At 53.4% G+C, this 18,538-nt stretch carries 18 protein-coding genes; 13 read left to right on the forward strand and 5 right to left on the reverse strand.

Features of this window, described 5'->3' with window-relative positions:
* Position 1: 1 nt before the first annotated feature.
* The 9 genes from GA004_RS13585 to GA004_RS13625 are packed head-to-tail and all read left to right on the forward strand — an operon-like array spanning position 2 to position 7,618.
* Positions 2-1,366, forward strand: coding sequence for an amidohydrolase family protein (locus GA004_RS13585; protein ID WP_283394416.1), 1,365 nt, complete (start codon positions 2-4; stop codon positions 1,364-1,366).
* A complete protein-coding gene (locus GA004_RS13590; protein WP_283394417.1) occupies positions 1,363-1,725 on the forward strand; it encodes a cupin domain-containing protein in 363 nt (120 codons plus the stop codon). Before GA004_RS13585 ends, GA004_RS13590 begins: the two co-directional genes overlap by 4 nt.
* A 9-nt stretch (positions 1,726-1,734) precedes the next feature.
* Positions 1,735-2,667: a DMT family transporter gene (locus GA004_RS13595; protein WP_283394418.1), complete on the forward strand. Its 933-nt coding sequence runs from the start codon at positions 1,735-1,737 to the stop codon at positions 2,665-2,667.
* Positions 2,664-3,182: a 2-oxo-4-hydroxy-4-carboxy-5-ureidoimidazoline decarboxylase gene (uraD, locus tag GA004_RS13600; RefSeq protein ID WP_283394419.1), complete on the forward strand. Its 519-nt coding sequence runs from the start codon at positions 2,664-2,666 to the stop codon at positions 3,180-3,182. The genes GA004_RS13595 and uraD overlap by 4 nt, the downstream gene beginning before the upstream one ends.
* 15 nt (positions 3,183-3,197) lie before the next feature.
* Positions 3,198-3,551, forward strand: a complete 354-nt coding sequence (uraH, locus tag GA004_RS13605) for a hydroxyisourate hydrolase (RefSeq protein WP_283394420.1) — start codon at positions 3,198-3,200, stop codon at positions 3,549-3,551.
* A complete protein-coding gene (locus tag GA004_RS13610) occupies positions 3,551-4,810 on the forward strand; it encodes a M20 family metallo-hydrolase (protein WP_283394421.1) in 1,260 nt (419 codons plus the stop codon). Before uraH ends, GA004_RS13610 begins: the two co-directional genes overlap by 1 nt.
* Positions 4,811-4,812: 2 nt before the next feature.
* Positions 4,813-6,168 carry an allantoinase AllB gene (gene allB / locus GA004_RS13615; RefSeq protein ID WP_283394422.1) on the forward strand — a complete coding sequence of 452 codons (1,356 nt, stop codon included), beginning with the start codon at positions 4,813-4,815 and terminating at the stop codon, positions 6,166-6,168.
* Positions 6,169-6,219: 51 nt separating this feature from the next.
* Positions 6,220-7,131, forward strand: coding sequence for an isopenicillin N synthase family dioxygenase (locus GA004_RS13620; RefSeq protein ID WP_283394423.1), 912 nt, complete (start codon positions 6,220-6,222; stop codon positions 7,129-7,131).
* Positions 7,132-7,141: 10 nt separating this feature from the next.
* The gene (locus tag GA004_RS13625) at positions 7,142-7,618 is read left to right on the forward strand and encodes a nucleoside deaminase (protein WP_283394424.1); all 477 of its coding nucleotides are present in this window, start codon (positions 7,142-7,144) and stop codon (positions 7,616-7,618) included.
* A 42-nt stretch (positions 7,619-7,660) separates the two neighbouring features.
* On the opposite strand, the gene GA004_RS13630 is transcribed toward GA004_RS13625, so the two are convergent.
* From GA004_RS13630 to GA004_RS13640, 3 genes are all read right to left on the reverse strand, one after another.
* Entirely contained in the window at positions 7,661-8,356 is a 696-nt protein-coding gene (locus GA004_RS13630; protein WP_283394425.1) for a queuosine precursor transporter, read from the reverse strand.
* 1 nt (position 8,357) lies between these two features.
* Positions 8,358-9,383, reverse strand: coding sequence for an adenosine deaminase family protein (locus GA004_RS13635; protein ID WP_283394426.1), 1,026 nt, complete (start codon positions 9,381-9,383; stop codon positions 8,358-8,360).
* Positions 9,384-9,550: 167 nt separating this feature from the next.
* A complete protein-coding gene (locus GA004_RS13640) occupies positions 9,551-10,606 on the reverse strand; it encodes an aromatic ring-hydroxylating oxygenase subunit alpha (protein WP_283394427.1) in 1,056 nt (351 codons plus the stop codon).
* 98 nt (positions 10,607-10,704) lie between these two features.
* Between GA004_RS13640 and GA004_RS13645 the strand changes: the two genes are divergently transcribed.
* From GA004_RS13645 to GA004_RS13660, 4 genes are all read left to right on the forward strand, one after another.
* Positions 10,705-12,135, forward strand: coding sequence for a sodium:solute symporter family protein (locus tag GA004_RS13645; protein WP_283394428.1), 1,431 nt, complete (start codon positions 10,705-10,707; stop codon positions 12,133-12,135).
* A gap of 103 nt (positions 12,136-12,238) precedes the next feature.
* Complete coding sequence (locus GA004_RS13650; protein ID WP_283394429.1) at positions 12,239-13,249, forward strand: alpha/beta hydrolase; 1,011 nt, start codon at positions 12,239-12,241, stop codon at positions 13,247-13,249.
* Positions 13,250-13,287: 38 nt separating this feature from the next.
* A complete protein-coding gene (locus tag GA004_RS13655) occupies positions 13,288-14,616 on the forward strand; it encodes a uracil-xanthine permease family protein (RefSeq protein ID WP_283394430.1) in 1,329 nt (442 codons plus the stop codon).
* 107 nt (positions 14,617-14,723) lie between these two features.
* Positions 14,724-15,707 (forward strand): bile acid:sodium symporter family protein, encoded by a 984-nt coding sequence (locus tag GA004_RS13660; RefSeq protein WP_283394431.1) that lies wholly within the window; start codon positions 14,724-14,726, stop codon positions 15,705-15,707.
* Positions 15,708-15,757: 50 nt separating this feature from the next.
* On the opposite strand, the gene GA004_RS13665 is transcribed toward GA004_RS13660, so the two are convergent.
* Together GA004_RS13665 and GA004_RS13670 are read right to left on the reverse strand one after the other, a co-directional pair.
* The gene (locus GA004_RS13665; protein ID WP_283394432.1) at positions 15,758-15,919 is read right to left on the reverse strand and encodes a hypothetical protein; all 162 of its coding nucleotides are present in this window, start codon (positions 15,917-15,919) and stop codon (positions 15,758-15,760) included.
* Between the two features lie 24 nt (positions 15,920-15,943).
* A complete protein-coding gene (locus tag GA004_RS13670; protein WP_283394433.1) occupies positions 15,944-18,493 on the reverse strand; it encodes a TonB-dependent receptor in 2,550 nt (849 codons plus the stop codon).
* Between the last annotated feature and the right edge of the window lie 45 nt (positions 18,494-18,538).

Raw genomic sequence — 18,538 nt, forward strand, 5'->3', positions numbered from 1 at the left:
CATGGACGATTCCCTCCTCATTGAAGAGATCAGCTTTCTTGTTCCCGCCATTTCGGATCAAACCGTTTTGGAAAACGCCTGGATCTGGATAGAAGACGGCTTCATTAAAGGACTGGGGACCAGAGAAATTCCCGAAGGCGCTTCCGCGGCCCCCAGACTTTCAGGCCGCCATAAAATCGCTACCCCCGGACTGGTCAACACGCACCATCATTTCTATCAAAATATGGCCCGGGCCTACACGCCCGGAAACAACCTACCTTTACTTCCCTGGCTGGAAGGGATGAACAAGCTTTGGAAGCATTTTCGGGAGGACGATCTTCAAGTCTGTACCCAACTCGGAATCGCGGAACTCATGTTGAGCGGGGCCACCACCATCGCCGATCACCATTATGTATTCACCGAGGGTTCCCAGGACATGACCCTCCACCAATTCAAAGCCGCTTCCGACATGGGGGTCCGCTTCCATGCCAGTCGCGGCTCCATGAACCGGAAATCCGACCTCATTTCCGACTGGGCCTTGCAGGACGAGGACACTATCCTGGCCGATACGGAATCGCTTATCCAATCGCAGCACGATGCCTCCCCCGGCAGCTATCGGCAAATTATCGTGGCTCCCTGCGCCGCCACTTCCTGTACGAAGTCCCTTCTCGAAGCCAGCGCCAGACTAGCCAAGAAATTCGGGGTCGGGCTGCATACGCATTGCGGCGAGACCGTCGCCGAGAACGAATTCTCGATCGAACAATTCGGCGCTCGTCCTCTAGCATACCTGCTCGACTGCGGTTGGGATTACGACAAAGCCTGGCTCGCCCACGGCATCCACTTCTCCGACGAAGAGCTGTCGCTGCTTTCTCATTACGGTATCGGGGTAGCCCACTGTCCCAATGCCAACATGCGACTTGGCTCTGGTATTTGCCGGGTACCCGAATTAATCGAGGACGGCGTTAAAGTCGGTATCGGAGTCGACGGCAGCGCCTCCAATGACTCCGGCCACATTCTCGGCGAACTCCGCCAAGCCATGTACCTCGCGCGAGTAAAATACGGCGCCCAAGCGATGAGCGCCTTGGATGCCATCGAACTCGGTTCCTGGAGAGCCGGCCAAATGATGGGACGCGATGATATTGGAGAGCTTTCCGTCGGTAAATGCGGCGATCTCGCCCTTTTCCCTGTCGAGGATCTCTACGCCAATGCCGCAGAGAATCCAGTAGACGCTCTTCTAATCTGCCACCCGCGCCAAGTTTCCGACCTCGTAGTTGGTGGCTCGGTACGCATCCAGGATGGGTCTTTTACCGACATTGATCTAGCGGAGCTCATGAACGAGCATAAAGAACGGGCCGAACGCGTCCGAAACTCGGCTTTCAAAAGATGAACGTCATCAAAATCGACGAATGCCTGGACTATCTTGCCCCGGACAACGCCATCGCCAAAGAGTTTCTTTCTCCACGGAACAGTTCCCTTCAACATCTGAGTATCGCTAGGATAACCATCCCCCCGCATACTTGCGTAGAGAAGCACTATCACCTGAAGAGCGAGGAAGTATATCAGATAATCGACGGCGAAGGGCTAATGCTCCTCGACGAAGCGACGCGCAAGGTCCTAGCGGGCGAAGTCGTTCCCATCGCCCCGGGATCTTGGCATTCCATCGAAAACCGGAGCGACCAGGATCTCATCATGATCGTGACCTGCTCTCCGCCTTGGACGCCTGGAGATCAGGTTTTCGAACCGTAACGAAGCATTTTGAAAACCGAGTTCACTTCCGGCCGATCGTTCGGCGTCATCCTCGTTCTTATTTCCGGCGCCTGCTGGGGATTTCATGGCGTACTCATCAAAAAGGCCTACGCGGTCGGCGCTTCCTTCCAGCAGGTATTCTTCGTCGAAACCCTCTTCGCCTCCATATTCTTCATATGCTTCGCCCGATCCTTCGGCCGAGAGCAAAGGCCGCGAACTCCCGGCCAATGGAGAGACCTCCTGCTTTGCGGCATCGCTAGCCTCGCTCTTGGCACCTTTCTCTTTCTGGCGTTCAGCCTCGGTCCCATCGCCATAGGAGCGACCTTGTTATTCCTCTATTTGCCCCAAGTTTACGGTTACACCGTTTTTCGCGGCGTCCAAAGCTTTAGCTATCTGAAAGCCCTCTCCATCGGCCTTCTTCTAATCGGGGCCGGCGCCACCACCAATATCCTCGGGGCGTTTGAAGGCAATGCGTTCGCAGGAGCCATTTTCGCGGGCCTCGCCGCCTCGGCCTGCTACGCGATCATCTTTCTCCTAACGCCCCGCCTCAGCTCCTTCACCAGCGCCACGTTTCGTTCCTTCGCGATCTCATTCACATGCTTCATCGGAAGCGGGGCCCTGCTCTTGGCATTCCCCTTTGTGAGAAACCAGCAACCTATAGACTGGCCCACGTTCCTCGGTCTGGCGCTGCTTCTCGGTTTTCTAGGGCAAACGCTTCCCGTCATCACCCTCATGAAGGGAATTCCTATTGTCGGCAGTAGCTTCGCCGGAGCCCTTGCCTCTATCGAGCTGCCCGTCGCCGTAATATCGTCGGCCATTTTCCTCGGGGAAACGATCACCTTCGTTCAGAGCGTTGGAGCCTCTCTCGTCTTCGTTGGAATCGTCCTTTTCAATCTTCCCGATCCCCTCTTTTCGCAAAAGCCCAGAATCTCCACCCCATGAACTCGCAAAATATCCCAATCGAGGAACTCAACCAATTATCCAAGAGCGAATGGATGTCCGTTATGGGACGGCTTTACGAACATTCGCCATGGGTTGCGGAGGCCGCGGTCAAAGCGCGTCCTTTTCCCAGCAAGAAGGCCCTGCAGGTGCGGTTCGAGAGTGTCCTCTTCGGAGCCGATGCCGCAGAGCAAACCCAGCTGATTGCCGCCCACCCGGACTTGGCAGCCAAAATGGACGAACTCGAGGCTCTCACCGACTTCTCGCAATCCGAGCAATCGCGGGCCGGATTCTCCGCGCTTCCGAAAGAGACTTTCGATACCCTCCGTCAACGCCTCTCCGTCTATCGGGAAATATTCGGGCACCCATTCATTCTTTGCATTTCGGATCACAAGGCCTCGGAGACGCTCCCCATTCTCGAACAACGGTTGCAAGCCTCGGCAAGGGCCGAGCGTCTCGCCTGCCTCGCCCAGATCGCCCGCATCGGCTGGCACCGGCTTCACTCAATCGTATCCTAATATTCTTTACAAATAATGAGCGGAAAACTCAGCACCCATATTCTCGACAATTACCATGGCCGACCCGCATCCGGAGTCGACATCGAGCTCTACCGCGACAACGGAGACGCGTACAGTCCGATAGGAAGGTTCCAAACGAACCAAGACGGCCGAACAGACGCCTTGCTGCTTGATAAGGACTCTCTTCTTACCGGGTCCTACCGCCTCGTCTTCAAAGTAGGTCCCTATTTCAGAAAGGAAGAAGTCGAGCTACCTAAGCCATCATTTCTGGAGAACGTTTCCATAGATGTGAATCTCCAAGCGGGCGAGAGCTACCATGTTCCCCTTCTTTGTACGCCCTGGAGCTATTCGACCTACCGCGGAAGCTGATGATCAAAGAAACCCATATCGAAAACATCCACCGGCGGCTTCTCGATCGCATTGAAATCCTCGGGGCGATCAGTTCTAGCAGCGAATGCCTAACCCGCGTATTCCTCTCCAAGGAGATGGATATCGCTTCGCGGCTCATCCAATCGTGGATGAAAACTGCCGGGCTCGTTTCCAACATCGACCCCTTCCAAAACGTTGTAGGATCCTGGCCTTCGAACACCGCCAGAGCGCCTTCCATCCACATTGGCTCTCATTACGACACGGTTGTGGACGCCGGCAAGTATGACGGCGCTTTGGGAGTCCTTCTTTCAATCGCCGCGATAGAGTTGCTTCAAGCGGAGGGATACACTCCCAACCGCCACATCAACGCTCTCGCTTTTTGCGACGAAGAAGGCGTCCGCTATCAAACGACTTTTCTCGGCAGTTCGCTGCTTTGCGGGACATTCGATCCTACGACCCTGGAAAAGATCGACTCCAATGGAATCGATATGCGAAGCACCTTGAAAGCCCGAGGCTTCGATTCCGACGGCATCGCAAAAACCGCTCCCATAATCCAAAAGGACGACGTATTCCTGGAAGCCCATATCGAGCAGGGACCCGTGCTAGAGGCTAACGGGCACGCCTTAGGCATCGTCACCGGCATAGCGGCTCAATCCCGTATCGGCATAACGGTGACGGGAAAAGCAGGCCACGCGGGAACCACTCCTCACGAACTTCGAAACGATGCTCTGACCTGCGCCGCAGAAATGGTTCTAGCAGTAGAGCGTTTCGCCGCGGAACGCCCCGCTGTTAAAGCTACCGTGGGAAAACTGGATGTTTCGCCAAACTCGAGCAACGCGATCCCCGGCAAAGTCTACTTTTCAATCGACTTCCGAGCGGCCCATCTTCGACGACTCAAAGCCCTCAAAATTGAACTCCTCGAAGAAATCGAGTCCATCGCGAAACGTCGATCGATTAAAATCGACAAACAAACTTTTCAAGAAACTTCCCATGCCGATTGCGATCCGGAAATAAGGAAGCTTCTTTCCAGAGCGGTCGCCGCCAACGCGAGCGCCGCAAGCGAGCTCTTCAGCGGAGCAGGCCACGATGCTATGAAAGTCGCTGAAACGTGTCGTATCGGCATGCTATTCGTTCGCTGCCGGGATGGGCTGAGTCATCACCCAGATGAATTCGTGGAATCTTCCGATATATTGGTCGCCCTTCGGACGCTCGCGGACATGATAAAACAGGTCGACCAAAACGCTTTTCCCGATTCCTAAGGATGCACGATCGCATTGTCCGCAATATTCGCCTACTGAGCCCTGAAGGCTGGCAAGCCGCCGACTTGGCGATCGATCAAGGGCGCTTCTCTGCGATTGGTAAAACGGACGAAGCGGGAAGGGAAATCATCGACGGAAGAGGCTCTCTTTGCTTTCCGGGAGGGGTCGATCTACACGTCCATTTTAACGAACCGGGCCGCACTCGCTGGGAAGGGTTTTCCACCGGTTCGCTCGCCGCGGCAGCAGGCGGCTGCACCTTTGCAGCCGAAATGCCTCTCAACAGCATTCCCTCCACGACGACCGTTCAGGCCCTCGAAGAAAAACTTCATTCCATCGGCGCCAAGTCCCACGTCGATTTCGCTCTTTGGGGCGGTCTCGTTCCAGGCAACTTGGAGTCCCTTCAGCCCTTGGCAGACGAGGGAGTCATCGCTTTCAAAGCGTTCATGTCTCCAAGCGGGACCGACGATTTCATTAACTCGGATATAGCGACTTTAAAAGAGGGCATGAAACGCATCGCTCCTACAGGTAAATTCCTCGCCCTCCACGCCGAAGATCCTGCGGTCCTGGACCCCGCGAACCGCAGACTTGCCCGACGCAGCAACGCCTTAGACTGGGAAGCTAGCCGACCGGTGGAAGCCGAGATAAGCGCTATCGAGATCGCCATCGAATTGGCGGGAGAAACCGGATGTCCCATCCACATCGTCCACGTTAGCTCTGCCCAAGCGCTCGCTCCGATAGCCCAAGCGAAAGCCAAAGGGGTCGATATCACCTGCGAAACCTGTCCGCACTACTTGCTTCTTTCGATCGAAGATGCCGAACGCATTGGTCCCGATGCGAAATGCGCTCCGCCGCTTCGCTATCGCAATTCCCTCGCCACGCTCTGGGAATGTCTCGCGGCAGGCGAAATCGATACCATCGGATCCGACCACTCGCCATGCCCGCCCGAAATGAAAGCAGGCCTAAGTTTCTTCGATTCCTGGGGCGGAATCAGTGGACTGCAACACGGACTGCCTCTCTTATGGCATCGCTGCGCAAACGACCCCAAAAGCCTTTTCCAACTGACTCGGCTGAGCACCCTCAATCCAGCCAAGAAAGTCGGGCTCGAAACAAAAGGCTCCCTAAAAATCGGGAAAGACGCCGACTTTATATTGGTCGATTCCAAGACGCCGCCGGAGAAAATCGAACTCCGAGACCTTCTCTACAAACACTCCGCTAGCGCCTACTGCGGAATGGAACAATCGCTTGCGGTTCGTCAGACTTGGCTGCGAGGCAATCCGATTTTCGAGAACGGAGCGCCCTCCGGCGATCCGACCGGAAAATTCTATCGTCTGCCGAGCGAATCGCCAGCCCCCCGATAGGAAAACCCCTTTACCAGAGCGAATGGCAGGCTTCCTGCTGGCATTCTACCCATGAATTCGCACATCCCAATTATCGATTTCAGCAGTATGCTTGGCGATTGCCTCACTGAACGCCAAGCTATCGCGGCCGAGGTAGATCGCAGTGCCAAGGAGGTCGGCTTCATGTATATAACCAACTGCGGTATCGCTCCTGAAACCGTATCGGCGGCCATGGAGACTGCCCGTCGCTTTTTCCAAAAAGAGCCTGCCGCCAAGAGTCTGTATCCATTCGACCAGGAGCTCAATTTCGGCTATCATGGCCTAGGCACAGAGGCTTTGGATCCAAACAAGCCGGCAGATCAGAAAGAAACCTTCACAATGCGCAACGTATTCAATCTTCAATCGCAAGAAAATCTCTGGCCGAGCCATCGCTTTCATCAGGTCGCGAGCGATTTTTTCGCTGACTGCCAACGTCTCGCCGATCGGCTGATGGGAGCCTTTGCGTTAGCTCTCGAGCTTCCGGAAGGCTATTTCACCAACAAGCATACCGGCATTCTGCAAACGCTCCGGCTTCTCCACTATCCGCCCGCAAAAGTGGAATCCGCAGGCCAGCTGGGCGCCGGAGCCCACACCGACTACGGCACCCTCACGCTTCTTTTCCAAGACAAATCGGGCGGCCTCGAAGTTCAAGATTCGACAGGAAACTGGATCCCCGCCCCGCCTGTCGACAATGCCGTCGTCATAAACACAGGCGACCTGCTCGCTCGCTGGACCAACGACGTCTACCGTTCTACTCCGCACAGGGTGCAAGTACGTCCCGCAGACGCCGCCAACGGCCGTTTGTCTATCGCATTCTTCTCCGATCCGGATCCCGAAGTCCTCGTTGAAACCTTGCCTTCGTGCGTGTCGGAGGAAAGCCCCTCGAACTATCCGCCCATTACTGCCAAAGATCACATCCTGGAGAAAATCGCTGCCACCAACTAATCCATACACCGTGGACGAAGCCATTCAGATACGCCTCCTCTATGCGGCAAACGAAGTTGCCGAGGAAGCCATCGCAAACGGGCATCACCCATTTGGGGCCATCCTCGTCGCTCCCGATTTCAAAACCATCCTTCTCCGCCAGGGAAACGTGGATAGCGTAAGACACGCGGAAACCGAACTCGCCCGCCGATCCGCTCGAGAGTATTCACCTGAATACCTCTGGGACTGCTGCCTAGTCACTACGTTGGAACCATGCGCCATGTGCTCGGGAACCATCTATTGGGCGAATATCGGCTCGGTCCTCTACGGAACGCCTGAAGCCGACCTCAAATCGCTCACCGGTTCCGATCCACGGAATCCCACTATGGATCTGCCTTGTCGCGACGTCTTCGCGGCCGGGCAAAAAAAGGTCCGCGTATGGGGTCCCCTACCCGCAATGAAAGACGCCCTGCTCGCACCGCATCAGCGCTTCTGGAGCCAGACGTAGAGCTAGGGAGCGGAGCAATGGTCGCTCTCCCCCCAACCAGGTCTACACGGTGCCCTTTTCCTCCGTCTCTTCCTCGATATCCCCTTTCGACGTCCAGTGACCCGTCACCCAGTATACGACTAGATATACGATGGGCGTATCGATTACCGCCACCAGAAGCTTCATCAAATAAGATCCGATAATCAGCTTGGGCAGTACATCATTGGGTATGATTCCATAGAAAGCGATCGCGCAGAATATAGTTGTATCCAATAACTGGGAGCCAAACGTAGAAACATTATTGCGCAGCCAAAGGTTCTTCTCTCCCGTCCTCTTCTTCACCCACTCGAACACGTAGATATCCCAAAGTTGGGCGGATAACGTGGCCAACAGCGATCCGAGAATGATCCTCGGCCCACCCTGGAAGAGGGCGACATAGGCATCGTTTAGAAGCCAACCTTCCGCCGGAGGAGCTTGCACAGCCAAAAACAGGAATGCCGTGCAGACAATGTACACGGCAGTTCCCATGTAGACCATCATTCGCGCCCGTTTGGCCCCCCAAATCTCAGCCGTCGCGTCGGTGCAAGGAAAGGTGAAAGCATGGGCGAAGGATCCGTAGCTGAATGCCAAGGTTCCTAGACCGAGCCAAGTGAGGTCTAATGGGACGAGCTTAACGGTGAGACATTGAAGCATGCCCCAAAAGCCCACATACGACCCGAAAAGTATCAGAAACTTCAGTTCCTTCGGATCGTCAGGCATGTTACTTGCTGAAATCCCTTTCTTCAATTATCGCTGTCAGCTCCGCGATACATTCGTCTTTCTTGGGAGATTCCCAATCAGCAACGAGAAAACCGTTCAAAGCGATTCGAGCCAATTCTTGTTCGCTGAAACCAATATCCTGATACAACGCATAATATTCTTCACTCAAATAATTTCCGAACATCAGGGTATCGTCCGAATTAATCGTACATGTGACCCCTGCATCGAACAGCTGCCGAATGGGATGGTCGGACATTGTCTTGATTCCCTCCACCGCCAACTTGAGATTGCTGATTGGACAAACATCTAAGGCAATACCTTCCTCAGCCAGGAAAGACACTAGCTCAGGATCCTCCACCGATCGGACCCCGTGCTGTATCCTGCTCGTTCCCAATTCGTCAATACAACGCTTCACGAAACTGGCGGGCATGAACTCTCCGGCATGGGCTTTGAGGAATTTCCCAGCCGCCCCTGCCGCTTTCCAGACTTCGGCAGTCCAAGGCTCTAGCGGATAATCCTCAGGTCCATGAAGATCGATTCCCCAAAGCTGATCCCAAGACAGGCAATCATCGATAATTTCCTTTCCTATGCCTTCATAGTCGTTGTGCCGCATGCCCATAACGACTCGAACTTCCAATCCTTCAGGAGCTGCTGACAGGACAGCATCTACCAATTCCGGTCCGGTCATCCCCCCCGAATAGAGCGAACCCACGTGAAAACTCGTTTCAACGTACTTGCAATTCTGGGAGGCGCAGTCGGCTAGCACTTTCTTCGCGCAATCGTGATAGGCCTCTGCACTTGTGAATACTCCTTCGCAAAAGTCCACATAGTAATCCATGAACTGGTAGAAGCTCTCGTAGCGAAATTCATCCGCCCACATGGGGGGGCCGTTCGGATACTTGCCCGGGAACGCCCGTTCGATCATCTCGAAAGGGCAAGAACCCTCTAAATGAATATGGGTTTCGGTTTTCGGTAGGCTCTGGACGAATTTCGACAGTTCTGGAGAAGGATCGTACATATCTTCCATAAAGCAGAAACCGAGCCGCATTCACCCGTCAGAGCTCTTTTCCTCGGCAGCTTTCCTCCGGCCAGCCCAGATTAACGACAAGGTGAATTTCCCGTCGCTCCAGAGCCCTCGCCAGGGCTTAACAAAGAGCTTCCGCGCTCAATTTCGAGCGGACCTTTGGAGGTCTGCTAAGCAGTCATTTCGCCACGAAGCCCATTGCCAAACATCCAGTTTCTCAGAGCGAGGGAAGCTTTGTCCGCTTTAGCATGAACTTCCGCAGATATGTCCAACGGTATTTCCTCGGGCTTTTGCAGCTCTACTATCGCCCGGTCTTCATAAATGATCTTCTTCTCCCATTCACGTAGTTGGTCTATAGGGACGTCGTGATCAAAATTGCGGTGAAACACGGCGATCAGCTGCGATTTGCGGGAGGACACCGGCGCTATGTTAAAATGAATGAGGTGCTCGCGCTCCTCTGGATAACTGATCACCGTTCGTGTGGAGAAGGGCAAAAACAAGGTTCTATGCATGTGCCGATCCAACTCGGAAGCGTCGGCGATAGGCGAGTCGTCTGGATTGGTCGCCTTGTAGTCGAATGCCATCGTCATCGTATAGTTGTCTTGAGAAAATTCGTATTCCGCTCCCATGGTGGCGCTTCCCTCTTGGCCAAAGCTGCTCCGGTGAACGAAGGAAAAATGGGCGTTGTCGATGAAGTTCTCTATCAGACGTCCGGCTGAACAGTCCCAAATCTCTGGGCCTAGCGTAAAGCGACGATAGGTGCTGTCCGACTCTTCAGGTTCCCAAACTGGAATTCGGTTAGCGGGTTTGCCGCTTAGGCATACCCAGATTATACCATACCGCTCCTCGTGCAAAACCGTTTGCAGGCGCAGCTTGCCCGGAATCTTCCATTCTGGATGGCTTGGTACCAGGACGCACTTGCCCGTAGCATCAAATCGATAGCCATGATAGGGGCAAACAATGCAGTCATCACGAACCCATCCGTTGGACAACGGAGCGCCGCGGTGAATACACAGATCTTTGGAAACCACGTATCCAAGACCTAGGCGGGCAATCACTAAATCGGTATCGAGTAGTCGGGCCTTTAAAGGCTGAGCCCCAATATCGGATTCCAAGGCGATGGGATACCAAAAGTTAGACAGGATATCCCAATCATTTCGACTAAAGGAGCATTCCCTGGGATATTCGAGGGTAGCACAATCTTGGGTGGGCTCATCTGCTTTCACTCCTGCCCCAGTAGCACGATCCGTTCCAACGCGGACAATATAGGGCTTACACCAGATTCCGCCGAAAAGATGGCGCGATTACGGCTTAAGAATGCTCCATGACCGACTTCCAAATCTGGGCATCCCTCTTTCTACTCCTATACTTGGGCTGGCTGCTTTATCTAACCGTTAAGGCTTTCAAAAGGCCCACGAAAGAGCTGGGAGACTTTTTCCTGGCCGGCAAGACGGTCGGCTTCATCCCCTCCCTTCTCACGTTCTGGGCCACTTACTTTAGCGCAGCTGGGCTCATTGGAGCGGCAGGCTACTACTACATTCACGGAGTGGGCAATTTCTACTTCGCTGTCCTCGGATACCTGATTCTAGCCATCGTGGCCGGTACCCTGGGCAAACGCTTATGGCGACTTTCGCGGAAGTATCCCGATACTCGATCGCCGATTCAGCTCTACCTCAAGGCATTCGACTCTCCCCTCCTCGAACTTCTATTTATCGCGGTCACCTTAGCCTGCATGGTGCCTTACCTCGCGGCTCAGATTACCGGATTCGCTCGCATGCTCGAAAGCTCGATAGGGCTGCCCTACATCCTTACCGCCGCGATCGCCCTCGTTATTATCTATATATATTCCGAGTCCGGCGGGCTCGCCAACATCATTAAAACGGATATTCTTCAGTCGACGCTCACCATCGTGGGTTGTATCTCGGTAGCGATTGTATTCGTAGGTCTGTTCTGGGCTTTCGACGGGTCGCAATTTGTGGCGGATGTCGATGCCGCCACCGATCCCTCTCTCTGGGGCTTGCCTGGGCCTAATGGCCTTTATTCCGCAACGAACATAGTCGGACTGGCTCTTCTCATTTCGCTCGGGGCGACACCGATGGCCCACAATGCCCAACGGTTTATGATCGTCAAAGAGGAGCGCTATCTGACCGCTATGATGTACATCTTCCCATTCATGGGCCTTATGCTGACCATGATCGCCGGAACGCTTGGATTAGGAGGGGCAGCAATCTTCCCTGGCCTTTCAAGCGGAGACCAGATTATCGGCGAAGTGATGGCTGCGGTCCCCGCGGTATTGGGAGCATTGACCCTTGTGGGAGTCATCTGCGCCACAATGTCGACGGCCGACTCTATTCTCCTGAGCATAGGCTTTATCGCAAGCGAGCATTGGTACCGGAAGAATAAGAACGTATCCGTTCGTGGCATACTTAAACTCAATCGATGGTTCACTCTTTCCATAGCGATCTTTGCCTTCGCGGCCAGCGTTAAGCCCGAACTCGTTGCGGAACTGGCTTTCAACGCCTTCGGTGGGATGCTGCAACTGGCCCCCACCATGTTCGCGGGACTCTATTTGCCCTCGATTGGAGCTCGATGGGCAGCGGCTAGCAGCGTCTCGGGACTGGCGGTCTTGCTCGCGGCTAAATTCGGTTGGCTCGCTCCGCTGGTTCCGAACGACTTTCCCGGCTATCTAGCAGGATTCATAGTCGCTTGCGGGCTAGTGGCGATTCCCGCGGTATTCAAATCCGGTAACCATTAGCCATACGTCTCGAGTTCCAAAATCCGCAACGACCCCTCTCTTAAAGCGGAGAGATTAACGCATTTCAGCGTAAAAACGGCGCCATTCATGCTTACATTTGAGCATGTTGTCAGTCGATTTCAGATCCGTTTTGATTATCTTGGCGATCGGCTTTTTGAAACCAGCCTTCTCAGTCGAGCCGACCATCGAAAACGTTATCTACGGCATGGATCATGGCGCCGCCTTGCTGATGGATGTCTACCAGCCCAAATCGCCGATCGGGGCCGGGGTCGTCTTTATCATGGGTACGGGTTTCACCGCGTATGGGGCATATGACGACCTACCCTTAAAGGAGCTCGATCTTTGGCTCATCGAAAACAATGTCTTCAGTGACTTTTATGGGGAAACGGAACAGCCGTTCGTTCCCCTCTTGGAAGCGGGCTTCACTGTGTTTTCCATCAATCATCGCCTAGGGCCGAAAAACCGTTTCCAGCGTCAGATAGCCGATTGTCAGCGAGCCATTCAGTTCATCCGGCATCATGCATCCGACTACGGCATTCATTCGAATTGGGTCGCCTCCATGGGCCATTCTTCGGGTGCGACGATGGCGACGTTCCTCGGCGTGGGCGACAACATCGCCAATCCGTCCGCCCTGGATCCAGTGAGCCGCCAATCCAGCCGCGCCCAAGCCGTAATCGCCGCTGCCGGCATACACGATCTATTGGCAGCTCTGGAGAAATCGCCCCGCAGCGCGTCGATGATGCAAAGCCTGACGGGTCGAGCGCTCACCTATCAGCCTCCTGGGCACCCGATTTTCGAGACCTATAAGCACGCTTCGACCACAAGCTACATCGACCCAGCCGACTCCCCCGTTTTTATCATTCATGGCGATGCAGACCCCGCAGTCGATCTATCACAATCCAAGATTCTACAAGCTACATTAAGCACCGCGGGCGTTCCCCATAAGCTTTTGGTTCTTCCAGGGGCCAACCATGCTGAAATCGGGACGATGACCGATCCGCTTCCATTCGAGCAAGCCGCCGGCTGGCTAATGGATCAGCTCAAGGATTTGGATTGGAAAACGGATGTCGATTCCCTGCCGTTAACCTCGAAGTCACCGCCCGATCTCCCGTAAGGGCATTCATTTGGTGCACGAATTGCTTTAGCTTGTCTATGCGAGAATCACAGTCTTCAACCCGAGCCGAGCCCCATCTGCTCTACCCGCATGACGCCACTATGCCGCCAGGCAAAGCGGCCATGGCGGCCCTCCAGCAAACGATCGCCATGTTCGTGGGCTGTATCACCCCGGCCCTTATCTTCTCAAGCGTCGTCGGCATCGACCCGGATACTAAATCCTACCTCATTTCCATATGCCTCCTCGCATCGGGTCTCGGCACGTTGTTGCAAGCCAAACGCTTCGGAATCGTCGGCTCGGGGCTCCTCTCTATCAACGGCACCAGTTTCGCTTACGTCGACCTTCTCCTTAGAGCGGGCAACGAAGGCGGACTCCCCCTCGCCTGCGGCATGGCCCTCGCCGCTGTGCCGCTTCAATTCGTCCTCGCGTTCTCGCTGCCCGCCCTCCGGTCGATCATATCGCCGCTCGTCGCCGGCATCGTTGTTCTTGCCATCGGCATTGATCTCATTCCCGTCTCTGGCTACTACATTGCAAAAGGCGTGGGCGAAACAACGACGTGGACAATCAGCACTAGCGTCGCTGCAACCGTCATCGGGCTTCTCATCGCCAGCCAAATCTCCAAGCGAAAAACGATACGTATGTACGCACCCATTATCGCAATCGCTGTCGGCTACGCGCTCTCCTCCTTTTTTGGAATCATCCATTGGCCCGATTGGAAAAGCAACAACTGGATCATGATTCCGACTCCTCTCGCCTACGGCTTGGCGTTCAAATGGGAACTGCTTATCCCTTTCGCCGTCATCTACATCGTCTCCTCCATTGAGGCTATCGGCGACTTGTCAGCCACGGCCAGTTTCTCAGGAATGAAGACCCGCGGTATAGAATTCTGGCAACGAATTCGAGGCGGCATTCTCTCCGATGCCATCACCAGTGCCTTCGCCTGCGTCTTCAACGGATTCCCAACCGCCACGTTTTCCCAAAACAACGGCGTAATACAACTTACCGGCGTCGGCAGTCGCCAAGTCGGCTTATACGTATCCGGAATCCTCATAGTCGCCGCACTTCTCCCACAGACCGGATTCCTATTCAGCGCGATGCCAAACCCAGTCCTCGGCGGCGTGACGCTTGTACTCTTCGGTATGATCGCCAGTGCAGGAGTGCGCATGATCCTGCAAGAGCCCCTTGATAGCGCGAACATGCTCGTCATAGCCGTCAGCCTAGGATTAGCCTTCAGCATCCCCTCTCAGGAGCATTTCGTGAAAGAGCTCCCAGAGTTTCTAGCCGCTATTCTCTCTTCCAAGGTAGCCACTGCCGGCCTGACGGCAATCGCGATGAACTGCTTGACGATTAAAACGATGAAATCGTAAATAAGTTTAAGCGACCGGAACTGCAGATTCTAGAGGTGGCTTAAATACTCGCCATACGCGTCCGACTTTCTTCACTCTTTTCACCAATACCGTTTCATTTTATGCCTATGCCGTCCCTCTTCAAAAGCCAAGGTTTCACGCTCGCTCTCGTCGGAGCGGTCGTCTTTGCAGTCATTCTGCCTGAACCGGGAGCCAAGGGCGGCTTGCTCAAAAGCGAATTCACCTCGAAAGCGCTAGTCGCCCTTACGTTCCTGATACAAGGCCTCTCCCTCCCTTCGCAGCAAATTCTTCGCAGCGCCGCAAAAGCAAAGCTCCACGCATACTGCCAATCGTGCAACTTCGTCCTAGCTCCCCTTTTAATGCTTGGCTTGCTCGCCGTAATCGGCACCTCACTACATGAGGGAATCTACATCGGCGCGATTTACCTATCGGTTCTTCCGGCAACAATCTCTTCCGCCATAATAATTACCGGCAACGCCGATGGCGACAGTTCAGCGGCTCTTTTTTCCACAACCTTATCGAACGTCCTCGGCGTATTCGTCACTCCGTTGCTTTGCTCTATTCTCTTGAACACCTCTGCAGGGGCTCAGATCAGCTCCCTTGGTCCGCTAATCGGCAAACTCTCGATGTTGGTGCTGCTCCCTCTAGCAGTGGGTCAGGTTCTTAGGGTCTTCGTTAGAGATTGGGCCACAAAGTCCAAAGGTCTCTTCAAGAAAATCAGCAATGGAGCCATCGTCTTCATAGTCTACGCAGCCTTTTGCAACAGTGTGCTCAACGGTATCTGGGGAGAAATCAGCACCGCTACCATCACGCTCACGTTCTTATTGGTTATCCTCTTTCTAGGGCTTTTCTCCACTAGCGTATGGTTTGCCGCGCCCCTCGCAGCGAAGGGCAAAGCCGAACGAATCGCCGCTTTCTTTTGCGGATCTCAAAAAACCTTGGCCGCGGGCGTTCCCATGGCTGCCATCATTTTCACGTCGCAAAATAATGGAGCGGCTCAAGTCGGTCTCATTCTTTTGCCCCTCATGTGCTACCACCCCCTTCAGCTTTTGCTCGCTGGGTTTCTCGCGCCCTTCTTAAGCAAAAAGTAACGATATCGAATCCCGCTTCCGAGGGTGTCGTTTCGATTCCCTCTCAACGCTCAATAGCCCCGGTTTCCGTAGAGCGTTTTCAGTATGATCGAAGGCTCCTTCGATCTCGCAAGCATAGAGCAGAGGCAAGGGGTCCGATGACGCTCGTCTTCCCCCGCCATTTGCAGGCCGACTATGCAAAAAAAGACCGCCTCCTCAGAGGCGGTCTTCATGAAAATCCGTTTTGACTTCCCTACTTAGAAGGACCGCTTCGCTGAAAACTCGAACCGGGTCGGCTGGCGGGCAAGGATTGATCCATTTCCATATCCAGAATTATTTACATCCCAATTTTCTTCGTCTGTCACGTTCAAGATAGATAGCCTATAATTCCAATCTTCCATTTCGTATGTGAGACCAATATCGATCTCATACTGGGAGCCTAAGTCCACAGTGTTCGCTTGCAGCACATATGGGCTCTCAGGGTCGTTCCAGTTGGGCACGGAAAACTCAAACCCATCGTACCCCGACTTGATGCCTGACCAGAAAAGAGCCCCTGCGGTAACGCCAAACCCATTGCTCCACTTGTAGCTTAGTAGTGCATTAAAGAGGTCGTCGGGAACTCCAGGCGCTTCAACTACTTCGCTACCAGGAGGTCCACGAAAAAGTGGCGACACATATACGCCACCCGTCTCTGCAGCTCTGTCTATCGTGTAGGGAGAGGCGAAAAATCCTGCAGTGCGCGTTGCATCCGACTTACTGTAGCCAAAGGTAGCGAAGAAGTTGCGATTCGGCTGATAATTGAATTCTATTTCAAAGACATCCACAAATACAGGGTCGATCGACCCATCCTGGTTTCGAGATGTGAATTCCCGATCAACGTAAGCTGTGCTGAGAAATAATGTTTCTTCTATCAGGCTGAATTTAGCCCCAATTTCTATCAATTCACTTTCAAGACTGTCTCCAAATGACTGAGGAACGAGACGCCCGCCAGTATCAGCATCGTATGTATCGCTGTAATTGTATGTTCCGTACAAAGATGTCTTTTCGTTGGGCTTGAAGAGTAAACTGATGTTGTAATTGTCCATCTCCGTGTTTTCATCGGCGACGAGATCCTCATCGGGACCAGCAACGCCAACAAAGCCTCCAAAGTCAAAGGTCTCGCCCCTCTTTAAAACTGGATCGCGGGACTCAGCACTCACGTAATCCCTGGTAAATCCCGCGAGAATGCTGAAGCTATCATTTATCCCATAGTCAAACTGCGCATAAGGACCCAAGATAAAAGATTTAGTTGCTCCCCCATCCCCATAATACCAATTGCTTAGTACGCCGCGCGAATCTTCGCCCGGGACCCAGCGGAAAGCGGCGTACCCTGCATCCGGAACACGGCGAGTATCGACGTCTCGCGTCATATCCCAAAAATTGACCGGCTCGTTGAAGTAGTGGTTAACCGCCCATACATCGTCATATCGCAGACGTAACCCCACGTTCATGTCCAAAGAAGACGTATTACCGAAGCTTTTGCTCGTACGGAACTCGGTGCGGTTGTCAAAAGCCCAGTTATCCCGTAGTAGCTCGGAATAGTGATAAGAGGAAAATGTCTGGCGATCTTTCCACGAAATAAAAGTTTTGTTCACGATTTGGAAATCCTCTTCAATGTCCCAAATATGATCCATTCCAAAGGTGACGAATCGACCAAACGAATCGTCCCCAGGTGCTGCTAGCTTCCATGAACGATCAACCGGAACTGTCGTTCCATCAACGGGGGAGAAAGTTCCCACTCCCGCGAAAAAACCGATCGTCGAAGCAGTTTCTCCTGGTATTCCGCCAGAAGATCCAATTGCCTCGCCATCATCCAAAAAATTCCCTTCGCCATCCGTGGGAGCGAAAAACACATCGAACGGACTGGCAAAGTATAAAGGGTTTGAGCCAAGACCTTGAGTATACGCTAAATACTCCGCATCAGTCTGCGAGTTGACTACGTAACGACCATTGTCGACTAAATCTTGAGAGACACGATTGATACCCCAATTTTCCGTGTAGTCCGCTTGGAAATACTCAAGATTCATTTCCATCCTGTACCTTTCACTGGGTTGATATGTGGCTGCGAAGTAGTACGCTTGCGAATTTTGTTTCCAAAGCTCCCAGAAGCCCCCCCACTCCTTGGCTTCAACAGATACACGGTAAGCGAATTTATCGTTTACCGGAGTGCTGTAATCCAAATTAACCGTATACTGGTCATATGATCCTATACTTACACCAATCTCGCCTCGTGCCTTATCAAAGAACGGCTTCTTCGTAATCAAATCAACATAGCCTCCAAGGTAGTTGGTGGTCCCATAGACGACTCCAGCTGGGCCCTTGACAATATTCACTGACTCAACCGCATTGAAATTGACGGGAAGGCCATTACCATTAATCGAACCTCCTCGCCGCATGCCGTTGACAAACAGGTCCGCTTCTTGGCCCCTTAGGTTAGGGGTCGATGGCGAACCGAAATTCGTTTTAGTGTAAGAGCTCGATGTCAGCTTAGAAAAGTCACGAACATCCTTAATCGATATCGCATCGAGCTGTTCGCGCGAAATAATAGTCACGTTTCTAGGCGTATCTAAGATACTCCGATCGGTACCGTAGACCGAGTTAAAAGGACGGGAGGTGGGCAAGATGTTCTCCTCTATCGGAATTTCTTCCGATATGAAGGCATCCAACTCTTCAGTTTCTTCTTGAGCGACTGAACTCGTCGCAAAGAAGACCGCTAGAAACAAGCTCAGCGAGAAGCTTGGAAGTTTGATTGTCGTTTTTATATTCATAGTTAGGTTGTAATTTTTGACCGACCTTCCATCCTGCATTTTCCG

Origin of the sequence: Candidatus Pelagisphaera phototrophica, assembly GCF_014529625.1 — a bacterium.
Lineage (GTDB): Bacteria > Verrucomicrobiota > Verrucomicrobiia > Opitutales > Opitutaceae > Pelagisphaera > Pelagisphaera phototrophica.

What these genes read in the sequence shown, in the direction of transcription:
- GA004_RS13650 (WP_283394429.1), top strand. Translation starts at nt 12,239, where the DNA reads ATGTTGTCAGTCGATTTCAGATCCGTTTTGATTATCTTGGCGATCGGC.
- GA004_RS13660 (WP_283394431.1), top strand. Translation starts at nt 14,724, where the DNA reads ATGCCGTCCCTCTTCAAAAGCCAAGGTTTCACGCTCGCTCTCGTCGGA.
- GA004_RS13610 (WP_283394421.1), top strand. Translation starts at nt 3,551, where the DNA reads ATGATCAAAGAAACCCATATCGAAAACATCCACCGGCGGCTTCTCGAT.
- GA004_RS13655 (WP_283394430.1), top strand. Translation starts at nt 13,288, where the DNA reads ATGCGAGAATCACAGTCTTCAACCCGAGCCGAGCCCCATCTGCTCTAC.
- GA004_RS13585 (WP_283394416.1), top strand. Translation starts at nt 2, where the DNA reads ATGGACGATTCCCTCCTCATTGAAGAGATCAGCTTTCTTGTTCCCGCC.
- GA004_RS13645 (WP_283394428.1), top strand. Translation starts at nt 10,705, where the DNA reads ATGACCGACTTCCAAATCTGGGCATCCCTCTTTCTACTCCTATACTTG.
- GA004_RS13665 (WP_283394432.1), bottom strand. Translation starts at nt 15,919, where the DNA reads ATGAAGACCGCCTCTGAGGAGGCGGTCTTTTTTTGCATAGTCGGCCTG.
- allB (WP_283394422.1), top strand. Translation starts at nt 4,813, where the DNA reads ATGCACGATCGCATTGTCCGCAATATTCGCCTACTGAGCCCTGAAGGC.
- uraD (WP_283394419.1), top strand. Translation starts at nt 2,664, where the DNA reads ATGAACTCGCAAAATATCCCAATCGAGGAACTCAACCAATTATCCAAG.
- uraH (WP_283394420.1), top strand. Translation starts at nt 3,198, where the DNA reads ATGAGCGGAAAACTCAGCACCCATATTCTCGACAATTACCATGGCCGA.
- GA004_RS13630 (WP_283394425.1), bottom strand. Translation starts at nt 8,356, where the DNA reads ATGCCTGACGATCCGAAGGAACTGAAGTTTCTGATACTTTTCGGGTCG.
- GA004_RS13590 (WP_283394417.1), top strand. Translation starts at nt 1,363, where the DNA reads ATGAACGTCATCAAAATCGACGAATGCCTGGACTATCTTGCCCCGGAC.
- GA004_RS13620 (WP_283394423.1), top strand. Translation starts at nt 6,220, where the DNA reads ATGAATTCGCACATCCCAATTATCGATTTCAGCAGTATGCTTGGCGAT.
- GA004_RS13635 (WP_283394426.1), bottom strand. Translation starts at nt 9,383, where the DNA reads ATGGAAGATATGTACGATCCTTCTCCAGAACTGTCGAAATTCGTCCAG.
- GA004_RS13670 (WP_283394433.1), bottom strand. Translation starts at nt 18,493, where the DNA reads ATGAATATAAAAACGACAATCAAACTTCCAAGCTTCTCGCTGAGCTTG.